The following is a 13,169-nucleotide window of genomic DNA, read 5'->3' as shown; positions in this document are numbered from 1 at the left end:
AAACAGGACCTGCCCCCATGAAAACCCGTTACCTCGCCCTGATCCTCGCCCCGCTGTTCAGCACTGCTGCCCTGGCTGCCGGCTATACCGGCCCGGGTGCGCAAGCAGTAACCACCGTGGCCGCCGCGAACGATGCCGCCGATGACACGCCGGTGGTGCTGCAGGGCTTCGTCACCAAGAAGATCAACAACGACGACAAATACGAATTCAAGGACAACACCGGCACCATCACCGTGGAAATCGATGATGAAGACCTGCCACCGACGCCGTTCAACGACAAGACCAAGGTCAAGCTGACCGGTGAGGTGGAGAAACACCTGATGAGCCGTGAAGTGGATGTGGATATCGTCGAAATCATCAACTGATTCCCGGGCCAGTTCGCGGGCGTGCCCGCGAATGCCTCACCCCGACTTCGGTGGCAACTTGCTCAGGTGCAGCGCCACCAGCAACGCCACTGCCAGCAAGCTGCCTATGAACAGGCCGATGCCATTCCAGCCCCATTGGTGCCAAAACACGCCGCCCGCCGTACCGGCCACGCTCGAGCCGGCATAATAGCTGAACAGGTACAGCGACGACGCCTGCCCTTTGGCCTTCAGCGCCCGCCGGCCGATCCAGCTACTGGCCACCGAGTGCGCGCCAAAGAAGCCGAAGGTGAACACCAGCATGCCCACGATCACCATGGCCAGTGGGCTGGCCAGGGTCATCAGCAAACCACACGCCATGACCACGATGCTGGCCCAGAACACCTTGCGTCGGCCCAGCTTGTCCGCCAAGGCGCCGACCTGCGCCGAGCTGTAGATGCCGGACAGGTACACCACCGACAGCAAGCCGACCAGCGCCTGGTTCATGTGGTAGGGCTCGGCCAGCAGGCGGTAGCCGATGTAGTTGAACAGGGTGACGAAGGCACCCATCAGCAGGAAGGCCTCCAGGAACAGCCAGGGCAGGCCGGCATCCTTGAAATGCATGACGAACCCGTCCAGCAGGCTGCGCGGGCTCATCGCTTGCGGGCGGAAATTGCGTGACTCCGGCAGCACCTTCCAGAACACCAAGGCGGCGCCCAGGGCCAGGCCTCCGATGGTCAGCATGGCTGTGTGCCAGCTAACGAAGTCGATCAACACGCCAGTGATCAGCCGCCCGCTCATGCCGCCAATGGCGTTGCCGCCGATGTACAAGCCCATGGCCAGGCCAATGTGCTGGGGGTGGATCTCTTCGCTCAGGTAGGTCATGGCCACTGCTGCCAGGCCGCTCAGCGACAGGCCGACCAGCGCGCGGGTGGCCAGCACCAGTTCCCAGCTCGGCATCACCGCGCTGGCCAGGGTGGAGAGCGCGGCGCACACCAGGGCGAACACCATCACCGGCTTACGGCCGATGCGGTCCGAGATCGGGCCGGTGACAAGCAGGCCGAACGCCAGCATCGCGGTCGACACCGACAGCACCAGGCTGCTCTGTGCGGCGTTGATGGCGAATTCTTTAGACAGCAACGGCATCATCGGCTGTACGCAATACAGCAGGGCGAAAGTGGCGAAGCCGCCGCTGAACAGGGCCAGCACGGTCTTCATGAAGGCGGGGGTGCCTTTTTCGATCCACATGTCGGTCAAGGTGGCAGGTTCGAGTTCGATGGGCTGCGCGGCTACAGCAGTTTTCACGGCGGGTACCTCTGGTGCAATGAAAAAAGCATATAGCTGGCTAATGATTAGATCCAATATATTGTTCGACCTATTTAAGACGTTGTGCGACTTGTTTGGAGCGAACCATGGAACTGCGCCATCTGCGTTATTTCATTGCCGTGGCAGAAGAGCTGCACTTCGGCCGAGCCGCCCAGCAACTGGGCATTTCACAACCGCCGCTGAGCCAGCAGATCCAGGCGCTGGAACAGGAGCTGGGGGCGCGCTTGTTCGAGCGTACCAACCGCCGGGTCGAACTGAGCGAGGCAGGCCGGCTGTTCCTGGATGAAGCGCGTCAGGTGCTGGCGCAGGTGGAGAAGGCCGCGGATGTGGCGCGGCGTGCACAACTGGGTGAATTGGGCGAGATGAAGATCGGCTTTACCTCCTCGGCCCCGTTCACATCGAAGATCCCCAAGGCCATTCATGCCTTTCGCCAGCGCTTCCCCGCAGTGCACCTGAACCTCAAGGAAATGAGCAGCCGCGATGTTGCCGAAGGGGTGTTCGATGAGTCCATCGAAGTCGGCCTGATGCGGCCGATGCCGCTGCCGGAAGGGTTGCTGGCCACGGAGCTGTTCCGCGAGCCACTGGTGGCGGTGATCAATGCCTCACACCCGCTGGCCGAAGCCAGCGGGCAAGGCCTGCATATGGCGGCGCTGGCCCATGAGCCGTTTGTGTTCTTCCCGCGCAGTTATGGCAGCGGCTTGCATGCGCAGTTGCTGAGCCTGGCGCGGCAGGCCGGGTTCAGCCCGCATTTTGCCCAGGAGGCAGGGGAGGCGATGACCATCATCGGCCTGGTGTCGGCGGGGTTGGGGGTGTCGGTGCTGCCGGCCTCGTTCCAGCGCATGCGTATCGAAGGGGTGGTGTACCGCACCTTGCTCGACGAGGGGGCGATGACCGCGGTGTGGCTGGTGCAGCGCGAACGCGGCGGGTCGGCCATGGCCAAGGCGTTTGCGCAGCTGCTTCAGGCGAATGGCACTGGCCATGGCGGCGACACCGCCACATACTCGGGCATTCGTTGAAACACGGAGGTCAACCATGCGGCGCGTGGTGTTCAATCAGAAAGGTGGCGTGGGCAAGTCGAGCATCGCCTGCAACCTGGCGGCGGTCAGTGCCAATGAAGGCTACCGGACCCTGCTGATCGACCTGGATGCCCAGGCCAACTCGACACAGTACCTTACCGGGCTGACGGGTGAGGATATCCCCATGGGTATCGCCGATTTCTTCAAGCAGAGCCTGTCCAGCGGACCTTTCAGCAAGAAGAACAAGGTGGATATCTATGAAACCCCGTTCGACAACCTGCATGTGGTCACTGCAACGCCTGAACTGGCCGACCTGCAGCCCAAGCTCGAGGCCAAGCACAAGATCAACAAGCTGCGTAAGCTGCTCGATGCGCTGGACGAGGATTACGAGCGGATCTATATCGATACCCCGCCGGCGCTTAATTTTTACGCGGTTTCGGCGCTGATAGCGGCTGACCGTGTGCTGATTCCCTTCGACTGCGACAGCTTCTCGCGCCAGGCCCTGTATGGCCTGTTGGCCGAAATTGAAGACCTCAAGGAAGACCATAACGAAGACCTCGTAGTCGAAGGCATCGTGGTCAACCAGTTCCAGTCGCGTGCCAGCCTGCCGCAGCAGATGCTCGACGAACTGCTGGCCGAAGGGCTGCCGGTGCTGCCGGTGTACCTTGGCAGCTCGGTGAAGATGCGTGAGTCGCACCACGCCAGCCTGCCGCTGATTCACCTGGAGCCCAGGCACAAGCTGACGCAGCAGTTTGTCGAGTTGCATGATTTGCTGGAGCGCAGCGAGTAGGTATCTAGCCCGCTTCCTTATTGGGGGTAGCAAGTACCGGCTTGTGGTTGAGATGCAATACCGCGCCGGTATCGCCTGGGTGAAGTTCGTCGGTACGCACAAGCGCTGTGACGAGGTTGACGTGGAGACAATCTGTGAATATTAAGCCGATTTGTAACGAGGACGATCTTCGAGCAGCATTCCAGCGCCTCGAAGCCATTTTTCAGTCTGAAGCGGGCACGCCTGAGGCTGATGAAATGGAAGTGCTTGTGGCACTGATCGAAGTGTACGAGAACAGGCACTATCCCATTCACCCCGCCAATCCCATCGAAGCTATCAAGTTCTGTATGGATCAGCAGGGGCTCACGCCAAGAGATCTTGAACCGTACATCGGTCCAAGCGGGCGAGTTTCTGAAGTACTGAGCGGGAAGCGCGGGCTGAGCCTTTCCATGATCAAGCGCCTGCATGATGGCCTTCGCATTCCCTATGAGTCGCTGCTGGCAAGCGCTTGAAAACTAAACCCCCTGGCTGCGCACCCACTCCAACAACGCCTGGAGTGGAAACGCGCCGGCCTGGCGGCTGACTTCGCGGCCGTTCTTGAACAGCAGCAGGCTGGGGATCGAGCGGATGCCCAGTTGCCCGGCCAGGTTGCGGTTGGCTTCGCTGTCGAGCTTGGCCAGGCGGCAGCGGCCGGCCAGTTGGCGGGCGGCTTGTTCGAAGGTGGGGGCGAACGATTTGCACGGGCCACACCAGTCGGCCCAGACATCCACCAGCAGCGGTAGGTCGCCTTTGATTTGGCTGGCGTAGCTGGCTTCGGTGAGTTCGAAAGGGGCGCTCAGCAGAACCTGCTGTTTGCAGCGGCCGCATTTCGGCGCGTCGCCCAGGCGCTCGGCAGGCAAGCGGTTGAGGCCGTTGCAGTGGGGGCAGGGGATGACCAGTGGTTCGGACATGTTGGTTCCTCGAGGTTATTGGGGCTGCTTGGCAGCCCATCGCGACACAAGGCCGCTCCCACAGGGGTTAAGTGCCATTCAGGAAGAGCAGCTGATTTCCAGGTGCTTGCCCCATTCCGGTGGGCGCTCGGCGTAGGCCTGCATCCCGGGTTGCTCCGCGAAGGGCTTGCTCAGCACCTGGTGCAGCCGCCGCACTTCACTGTAATCACCCGCTTCAGCTGCCTCGATGGCTTTCTGCGCCAGGTAGTTGCGCAGCACGTACAACGGGTTCACTGCATGCATGCGTTCGCGGCGCCCCTCGGCATTACCGGCTTCACGCTCGCACCGGGCCAGGTAATCGGCGCCCCAGGCATTGAAGCCGGCCAGGTCGATGAAGTCATTGCGTACCACCTTCAACGCTTCGGCCACCGGTTGCTCGCCCAGCCGGCGGAAGAACAGGTTGTAGTCCACACCACCGCGCTGCATGCACTGCAGCAGGCGCTCGACCAGCGCCATGTCGTCATCCTCGGCCGTGGTCAGGCCCAGGCGCCTGCGCATCAGGTCCAGGTAATGGGCCTGGTACAGTGGCAGGAACAAGCCCAACGCCTGCTTCAACGCCTCCACCTCGACCACCGTGGTCAGCGCTTGGGCCAACGCGCTGAGGTTCCAGTGGGCGATGGGCACCTGGTTGGCGTAGCTGTACCGGCCGCGGTCGTCGGAGTGGTTGCAGATGAAATTGGCGTCGAAGTCGTCGAGGAAGGCATACGGGCCGAAGTCGAAGGTAATGCCGAGGATCGACATGTTGTCGGTATTCATGACCCCGTGGCAGAAGCCATAGGCCTGCCAGCGGGCGATCAGGTCGGCATTGCGCTCGACGATGGTGCGGAACATTGCCAGGTAAGGTTGCTCGGCGGTGCCGCACTCGGCGTAGTGCTGTTGCAAGACGTGGTCGAGCAGCACCCGTTGCTGCTCAGGCTGCTTGGTGTAGTAGAAATACTCGAAATGACCGAAGCGTACGTGGCTCTGCGCCACGCGGGTAAGCATGGCCGCGCTTTCACGTATTTCGCGCCATACCGGGGTGCTCGAGCCGATGACGCACAGCGCGCGGCTAGTGGGAATGTGCAGGGCGTGCAGGGCTTCGGAGGCGAGGAACTCGCGGATCGATGAGCGCAGCACGGCGCGGCCGTCGCCCATGCGCGAGTACGGCGTCTGGCCGGCCCCCTTGAGGTGCAGGTCCCAGTGCTGGTTGGCGTCGTTCAGGACCTCGGCCAGCAACAGGCCGCGGCCATCGCCCAGGCGCGGGTTGTACGAGCCGAATTGGTGGCCGGAGTACACCATCGCCCTTGGGTCGGCCTGATCCCACAGCTTTTGGCCGCTGAACAGTTCGGCGAACAGAGGCAGTTCGGCCTGGGCCGGGTCGAGGTCCAGCAGCGCCATGGCCGACTCGCTCGCCACCACCAGGCGGGGCTCGGCGATGGGCTCGGGTAGCACCTGGATAGAGAACGCATCGCCCAGGCGGGCGAAGCGGTTGTCGAACGTGAGTTGGTCGAGGGCTTTCACGGGCTGCTCCTGGAAGTCGGTGCCATTGGGGCCGCTTTGCGGGGCCCACCTGTGGGGGCTGGCTTGCCGGCGATCGAGGGCCAAGCCCTCGCAGGCATTCTGGGCGTTCATGCCCTATGGCGTCCACTCACACAGGTTGGGTGTCATCGGGTTTGGGCTGTTCCATTGGTATCAGCTGCTGCTTGCCGCCGGCTGCGTCCATCAGGAACACCTCGACCTGGCGTACCGAGATCTTGATGTCATGCGCCTTGAACTCGCGGCTGATGAAGCGGTTGAGTTCGTCCAGCGTCGGGTTGCGGTCACCCAGGTCGCGCACGTGCATGCGCAGTTCGTGGTCCAGCGAGCTTTCGCCGAAGTTGAGGAAGTACACGATCGGTTCCGGGTCCTTGAGCACCCGTGGGTTTTCATGCGCGCCCTTGAGCAGCAGCTCGCGCACCAGGTCGAGGTCGGAGCCATAGTCGATGCCCAGCTTCAGCGTGACCCGGGTGACCGTGTCGGTCAGCGACCAGTTGATCAGTTGGCCGGTGATGAAGGTCTTGTTGGGGACGATGATGTCCTTGCGGTCGAAGTCGGTGATGGTGGTGGCGCGGATGCGGATCTTGCTCACCGTGCCCGACAGGTTGCCGATGGTGATGGTGTCGCCGATGCGTACCGGGCGCTCGAACAGGATCATGATGCCAGAAATGAAGTTGGCGAAGATTTCCTGCATGCCGAAGCCCAGGCCCACCGACAGCGCCGCCACCAGCCATTGCAGCTTGTCCCAGCTGACCCCCAGGGTCGACAGGGTGCTGACGATACCCACGCCGACGATGGTGTACGACAACAGGGTGGTGGTGGCGTAAGCGCTGCCTTGGGCAAGGTTCAGGCGTGACAGCACCAGCACCTCCAGCAGGCCTGGCAGGTTGCCGGCCAGGGCGAAGGTAATGCCGACGATCACCAGTGCCCCCAACAGGTCGCCCAGGCTGATGGGCACCATGCTGGCAGCGGCGCCGGTGCCGCTGGTGTATTCGTACAGCACGAAGTTGTTGAGGTAGGCGAACACCGAGAGCAGGTCGGCCCATACCCAGTACAGGCCAGCGATGAAACCGCCCAGCAGGGCGAGGCGGATCAGGCGCAGCGATTGCTGGTTGACCTGCTCGATGTCCAGGGTCGGCTCTTCGACGACCACTTCGCCGTCCAGCCCTTCCTTGGCCGCTGCGCGCTTGCTCAATGCCCGTTGGTAGGCCAGGCGGCGGGCCGCAACCGACAGGCCGCGCACGAAAGCGGCTTCGATCACCAGCCAGAACAGCAGCAGGTAGAGGGTGTAGATCAGCCGGTCGGTGAGTTTCAGGGCGGTGTAGTAGTAGCCGAAGCACACCGCGACGAACAGGGCGATAGGCAGCGCAGTGAACGCCACGCCGACCGCCTTGCGGAACAGCGAAGTGTCACGGTGCGCCGGGCTGCTGAGCAGCAGGCGGCTGAGCAGCCAGGCCATCAGCGCATAGCAGGCCAGCACCACGCCAATACCCAGTACATCGTCGGCCAGCGCCGACGGCTGGTGCTCGGCAACCGCCACTACCCCGACCAGGGCCAGCACCACGGTGCCCAGGCGGCGTACCCAGCCCCGCAGGAACTCGACCTGGGGTTTGTACCAACGGAAATGGACTTCCGCCACGCCGCCGGGTGCAAGGATGCGGTAGGCGGTATAGAACACCAGCCACGCCTGGGCCAGTTGCCACAGGGCCGCGCCGAGGTTGGCGTTCTGCCCGCGGGCGTCGATCTGCAGGGCATAGCTGCACAACGCCAGGACAAGGCTGACCGGCATCGCCAGCAGGATATTGATAAGAATTGCCTGTGGCGTATGCCACTGGCTGTCGCGGCGGAAATGGCCAATGTCCTGGTGCACCTTGCCCAGCCGTTGGTACAGGTACTTGCGCCGCCATAACAGAGCGCCGATCACCAGCAACAGCGGCAGGAACAGCAGCGGCCGGTGGCTGAGGCCGTCGGTCAGCTCGCTCAGGCTGGAGGCCCACGGCAGGTTGGCGACCTGGTCGGCCAGCCGTTGCGGCACGGTGCGCAACCAGTCCCAGTCCAAGGGCTTGTTGCTGGGGATCCAGAACATCTGTTCGTCGAGGGTGGTGCGCAGGCTCTGGGCAGTGCCCAGCAATTGTTTCTGGTTGAGCTGCAGGGTGATCGATTCGTTGAGCAGCGCCGAAAGCTCGCGGTTCAACCGCTCCAGCAGGTCGCTGCGGGTGATTGCCAGCTCCAGCAGGGCCTTGCGCAGCTGCGGGGTTACCTGTTCCTGCGGTTGGGCTGCCAGCAGCTTGTCGACATAGGTCACCGGGCTGCTCATCACCTCGCGCTGCTGGCTGACCTCGAACTGGTACAGGCGGGTGTCGGCGATCTGGTCGGCCAGGTCGCGGTCGAGTTTCAGGTGTGGCAGGGTCTGCTTCTGTTTGTAGAGGATCTTGGACAGCAGCAGGCTGCCCTTGAGCACGTTGATCTGCTCGTCCAGCGCCTGGTCGGCCTGGGTCAGGCTGTCCAGTTGCTGCTTGGTGCGCAGGTTCTGCTGGGTCAGCTCATTGAGGCGGTCGGTGCTTTTGAGCAGGTAGTCGGACAGCTTCAGGTTAGCTGCGCTTTCGGTGGCCAGCAGGCTGCTGCCGCCCGCCTTCTGCGCCTCGATCGATTGCTGGGTGACCGTTTCCTGGGACTGGGCCAGGCGCTTGTCGTTGATCAGCGTCTGCAGGTCCTGGATTTCCTGCTCAAGGCGCGCGGCACGCTCGATCAGCAGGTCATGGCGGGCGTTGCCAAGGTCCTGCAGCACGCTGTTGCCGGCCAGTTCCTGGCGGCGCAGCAGGGTCAGCGCGTTGAGCGAAGCCAGTTCTGCATTCAGCTGGTTGCGCTGGTCGGCGTTGATCGACTTGCCACCGTCCTTGCCGGTCTTGAGGATGCTGTTGATCTGCTGGGCGCGGGTCTGGTTGCTGCTGATCTCGGCCTGGGCACGCTCGGGGCGGGTCTGCGAGTTGATGATCAGGCTGTTGGCGTCGGACAGTGACTTCTGCAGCTCACCCTGCTGGGTGTTGCGCTCGCTGAGCATCTGTTCGAGTTGCTGCACGGTGAGGTTGGCATAGCGTTGGGCAACCGGCTGAACCTTGGTTTGCTTGAGCCGGGCCAGCTCTTTCTGGCTGTCGTCGGTTTCCTTGGGTGCGGCACTGAGTTGCTGCTTGAGGGCGGCCAGCTTCTTCTCGTTGTCTTCCTTGCTGGCCAGCAGGCTCAGGGTCTGTTCCAGTACCTGCTGCAAGGCTTTTTGGTCGGCCTCGGGCAGCTTGCGCTCGGCAATCTTGTCGAGGCTGTTCTGAATGCTGGCAGCCGTTGGCGGCTCTGCCGCGGTGGCCGCGAAGGAAAGGGACAGGCACAGCCCGAGCAGGGCTGTGCGAAGGTATGCGCGCAGGGACATAGGCAGACTACTTGTGGATCCGGCAGAAACGAAGTTTAGAGGAACAATCCTGGTCCGGGTCGCGTTCCTTCGGGGAATCTGACGCCCACTTTCTGGATCTTGTTCCCGTCCATGGTCGCCACGGTCCAGATCGTGCCGTGCCATTCCACCTGGTCACCTACTACTGGAGCGCCTCCGACCTTCTGTCGGATGAACTGCGCCAACGGCATCTTCGCGTCCAGGCCATCGAGTTTCAGGCCATACAGTGCGGCCACCGCACCCAGTTCGGCATCGCCTTCGAGAACGAAGTCGCCGAAGAAGCGCAGGTCCAGGCCACGCTGCGGCGCCTGGCTGAACAGTTTGCCCAGCGCCGGCAGGTTGTGTTCGTGGCCGATCACGCAGAGCATGTCGTCGACCTCCAGCACGGTGCTGCCAGAGGGGTGCAGCAACTGCTCGCCGCGGAACAGGGCGGCGATGCGTGTGCCTTCCGGCATCTTCAGCTCGCGCAGGGCGGCGCCGATGCACCACTTTTCCTTGCCCAGGCGGTAGACGAACATTTCCCACTCACTGGTGATGTGCACCTCCAGCGCAGAGCGGGAGATGGGCGCCGGATCTGGGGGTACCGTCACCTTGAGCAGCTTGGCCACCCACGGCAGGCTGGTGCCTTGCACCAGCAGCGACACCAGCACGATGAAGAAAGCCAGGTTGAAGAACAGCTGGGCGTCCGGCAGGCCGGCCATCAGCGGGAACACCGCGAGAATGATCGGCACCGCGCCACGCAGGCCAACCCAGGAGATGAAGCCTTTTTCGCGGCCGTGGAAGGCCTTGAACGGCAGCAATGCCGCCACCACCGACAGGGGCCGCGCCACCAGGATCATCCACAACGCCAGGCCCAGTGCCGGCAGGGCGATGGGCAGCAGGTCGTGCGGTGTCACCAGCAGCCCCAGGACCAGGAACATGCCGATCTGCGCCAGCCAGGCCATGCCGTCGAGCATGTGCAGGATGCCATGGCGGCTGCGGATCGGCTTGTTGCCCAGCACCAGGCCGCACAGGTACACAGCCAGGAAGCCGCTGCCGTGCAGAGCGTTGGTCAGCGAGAACACCACCAGGCCACCGGCCACCACCAGGATGGGGTAGAGGCCACCGGCCAGGTTGATCCGGTTGACCAGTTGCAGCATCAGCCAGCCGCCGCCCAGGCCCAGCAACCCGCCGATGCCGAACTCGCGCAGCAGGTGGGCAAGCAGGCTCCAGTGCAGGCCGGTCTGGCCGCTGGCAATCATGTCGATCAGCGTAACTGTCAGGAAGACCGCCATCGGGTCGTTGCTGCCCGACTCGATCTCCAGGGTGGCGGTGACCCGTTCGTTCAGGCCCTTGCCGCCCAGCAGCGAAAACACCGCTGCGGCGTCGGTGGAGCCGACGATGGCGCCGATCAGCAGGCCCTGGATCAGGCTCAGGTTGAACAGCCAGGCAGCGACAAGGCCGGTCAGGGCTGTGGTGATCATGACCCCGACCGTGGCCAGCGACAGAGCCGGCCATAGCGCTACGCGAAAGCTCGCCACCCGTGTGCGCAGGCCGCCGTCGAGCAGGATCACCGCCAGGGCGAGGTTGCCCACCAGGTAGGCGGTCGGGTAGTTGTTGAAGATGATGCCGCCACCATCGACACCGGCGACCATGCCCACGGCGAGAATGATGACCAGAATAGGGATGCCCAGGCGCGACGACAGCGAACTGACCAGAATACTCGCGCCCACCAGCAATGCGCCGATCAGAAACAGGCTGTTGATGGTGCTGGCATCCAAAGGCAGGTACTCCAGGACAACGCGGGAAAGGGGAATGACTGGCAAGTCGCGTGCCAATCGATTCTAACCTGATGAATTGGCAGCATGTAAAGCGTTTCTGCAGATGTGAAAAAGGCACCGCGGTGGGTGCCTTTTGTCATGTTGCCGGTGCTCAACCTGTGGGAGGCGGCTTGCCGGCGATGCGGCCGGTGCAGGCTTACGCCTGCTTCACTTCACGCATAGGCTTGCCTTTGACCGGGGCATCACCTGCCACGTAGTACTTGGCGGTGCTGCGTGGCAACGGCTTGCGACCCCGGATCTTGTCCGAGATTTTCTCGGCGATCATGATCGTGGTGGCGTTGAGGTTGCCGGTGATGATCAACGGCATGATCGAAGCATCCACTACGCGCAGGCCCTGCATACCGTGCACACGGCCTTCGCCATCGACCACCGCCATGTCGTCGGTGCCCATCTTGCACGAGCAGGACGGGTGGAAGGCGGTTTCGGCGTGCTCGCGGATGAACTTGTCCAGCTCTTCATCGGTTTGCACATGCGCGCCGGGGCTGATTTCGCGCCCACGGTACGGGTCCAGTGCCGGCTGGGCCATGATTTCGCGGGTCAGGCGGATGCCGTCACGGAATTCCTGCCAGTCCTGCTCGGAGGACATGTAGTTGAACAGGATGCTCGGGTGCTGGCGCGGGTCTTTCGACTTGGCCTGGATGCGGCCGCGGGAAGGGGAGCGCATCGAACCCATGTGCGCCTGGAAACCATGCTCCTTCACGCCATTGGAACCGTTGTAATTGATCGCCACCGGCAGGAAGTGGTACTGGATGTTCGGCCACTTGAATTCAGGGCGGCTGCGAATGAAACCGCCAGCTTCGAACTGGTTGCTGGCGCCGATGCCGGTGCCGTTGAACAGCCACTCGGCACCAATGGCCGGCTGGTTCCACCACAGCAGCGACGGGTACAGCGACACCGGCTGGGTGCAGGCGTACTGCAGGTAAAGCTCCAGGTGGTCCTGCAGGTTTTCACCCACGCCCGGCAGGTCGTGCACCACCGGAATGTCGAGGCTTTCCAGCAGGGCACGCGGGCCGACGCCGGAGCGCTGCAGCAGCTGCGGCGAAGCGATGGCGCCGGAGCTGACGATCACTTCCTTGCGGGCACGGGCTTCTACGCGCTCTTCGCTGTCGCCCACCAAGTAGGTGACGCCAACCGCGCGCTTGCCTTCGAACAGCACACGGTCGCTGAGGGCGTGGGTCACGATGGTCAGGTTCGGGCGTTTCTTGGCCTGGTCCAGGTAGCCACGGGCGGTGCTGGAGCGGCGGCCGTTCTTGGTCACCGAACGGTCCATCGGACCAAAACCTTCCTGCTGGTAGCCGTTGAGGTCTTCGGTACGCGGGTAACCGGCCTGCACACCGGCTTCGACCATTGCGTTGAACAGCGGGTTGTTGCCGGCTTTGGGGGTGGCGACACTGAGCGGGCCGTCACCGCCGTGGTAGTCGTTAGGGCCGATATCGCGGGTTTCGGCCTTGCGGAAGTACGGCAGGCAGTCGAGGTAGGTCCAGTCTTCCAGGCCTGGCAGTTCTGCCCAGCCGTCGAAGTCCATGGCGTTGCCGCGGATGTAGCACATGCCGTTGATCAGCGACGAACCACCCAGGCCCTTGCCGCGGCCGCACTCCATGCGGCGGCCGTCCATGAACGGCTCCGGGTCGGTCTCGTAGGCCCAGTTGTAGCGGCGCCCTTGCAGCGGGAAGGCCAGGGCTGCTGGCATCTGGGTGCGGAAGTCGAAGCGGTAGTCGGGGCCGCCGGCTTCCAGCAGCAGTACGGTGACGCCGGCATCTTCGGTCAGGCGGGTGGCCAGTGTGTTACCGGCGGAGCCGGCACCGACGATGATGTAATCGTATTCCATGGCATTTCTCCGAAATGCAGCGGCAAGCTTCTAGCTACAAGCTGCAAGAAAAAGCAGTTGGGCGAAGCTTGCGAATGGATGGTATCTGCAAGGGCCGGCGGTCTGACGCCGACCGGCTCTTACTTG

11 protein-coding genes are annotated in these 13,169 nt (G+C 63.1%); 5 read left to right on the top strand and 6 right to left on the bottom strand.

Annotated features, from left to right (window positions below; genetic code table 11):
- Positions 1–17: 17 nt before the first annotated feature.
- A complete protein-coding gene (locus GEV39_RS23455; protein WP_047149598.1) occupies positions 18–365 on the top strand; it encodes a YgiW/YdeI family stress tolerance OB fold protein in 348 nt (115 codons plus the stop codon).
- A gap of 36 nt (positions 366–401) precedes the next feature.
- Here GEV39_RS23455 and GEV39_RS23450 read toward each other — a convergent pair whose 3' ends face one another.
- Positions 402–1,646 carry an MFS transporter gene (locus tag GEV39_RS23450; RefSeq protein ID WP_173891395.1) on the bottom strand — a complete coding sequence of 415 codons (1,245 nt, stop codon included), beginning with the start codon at positions 1,644–1,646 and terminating at the stop codon, positions 402–404.
- Between the two features lie 107 nt (positions 1,647–1,753).
- On the opposite strand from GEV39_RS23450, the gene GEV39_RS23445 reads away from it, so the two are divergent.
- Genes GEV39_RS23445 through GEV39_RS23430 form a run of 4 tightly spaced genes read left to right on the top strand, consistent with a single transcriptional unit; the run spans position 1,754 to position 3,964 of the window.
- Positions 1,754–2,683 carry a LysR family transcriptional regulator gene (locus GEV39_RS23445; protein WP_173891394.1) on the top strand — a complete coding sequence of 310 codons (930 nt, stop codon included), beginning with the start codon at positions 1,754–1,756 and terminating at the stop codon, positions 2,681–2,683.
- 16 nt (positions 2,684–2,699) lie between these two features.
- Positions 2,700–3,473 (top strand): ParA family protein, encoded by a 774-nt coding sequence (locus tag GEV39_RS23440; protein ID WP_173891393.1) that lies wholly within the window; start codon positions 2,700–2,702, stop codon positions 3,471–3,473.
- Entirely contained in the window at positions 3,448–3,618 is a 171-nt protein-coding gene (locus tag GEV39_RS26400; RefSeq protein WP_173891392.1) for a type II toxin-antitoxin system HigB family toxin, read from the top strand. Before GEV39_RS23440 ends, GEV39_RS26400 begins: the two co-directional genes overlap by 26 nt.
- Entirely contained in the window at positions 3,608–3,964 is a 357-nt protein-coding gene (locus tag GEV39_RS23430; protein ID WP_173891391.1) for a helix-turn-helix domain-containing protein, read from the top strand. The genes GEV39_RS26400 and GEV39_RS23430 overlap by 11 nt, the downstream gene beginning before the upstream one ends.
- Before the next feature lie 3 nt (positions 3,965–3,967).
- Here the strand turns inward: GEV39_RS23430 and trxC are convergent, their stop codons facing one another.
- From trxC to betA, 5 genes are all read right to left on the bottom strand, one after another.
- Positions 3,968–4,402, bottom strand: a complete 435-nt coding sequence (trxC, locus tag GEV39_RS23425; protein ID WP_054904607.1) for a thioredoxin TrxC — start codon at positions 4,400–4,402, stop codon at positions 3,968–3,970.
- 78 nt (positions 4,403–4,480) lie between these two features.
- Positions 4,481–5,941 (bottom strand): protein adenylyltransferase SelO, encoded by a 1,461-nt coding sequence (selO, locus tag GEV39_RS23420; RefSeq protein ID WP_173891390.1) that lies wholly within the window; start codon positions 5,939–5,941, stop codon positions 4,481–4,483.
- Between the two features lie 127 nt (positions 5,942–6,068).
- Entirely contained in the window at positions 6,069–9,377 is a 3,309-nt protein-coding gene (mscK, locus tag GEV39_RS23415) for a mechanosensitive channel MscK (RefSeq protein ID WP_173891389.1), read from the bottom strand.
- Positions 9,378–9,412: 35 nt separating this feature from the next.
- The gene (locus tag GEV39_RS23410) at positions 9,413–11,155 is read right to left on the bottom strand and encodes a potassium/proton antiporter (RefSeq protein WP_173891756.1); all 1,743 of its coding nucleotides are present in this window, start codon (positions 11,153–11,155) and stop codon (positions 9,413–9,415) included.
- Between the two features lie 196 nt (positions 11,156–11,351).
- Entirely contained in the window at positions 11,352–13,043 is a 1,692-nt protein-coding gene (gene betA / locus GEV39_RS23405) for a choline dehydrogenase (protein WP_009684987.1), read from the bottom strand.
- Between the last annotated feature and the right edge of the window lie 126 nt (positions 13,044–13,169).

Source organism: Pseudomonas sp. NY5710 (assembly GCF_013305665.1).
Classification (GTDB): Bacteria; Pseudomonadota; Gammaproteobacteria; order Pseudomonadales; family Pseudomonadaceae; genus Aquipseudomonas; species Aquipseudomonas juntendi.
The sequence above is the reverse complement of the archived record's forward strand: the minus strand, read 5'-3'. Positions and strand labels throughout refer to the sequence as shown.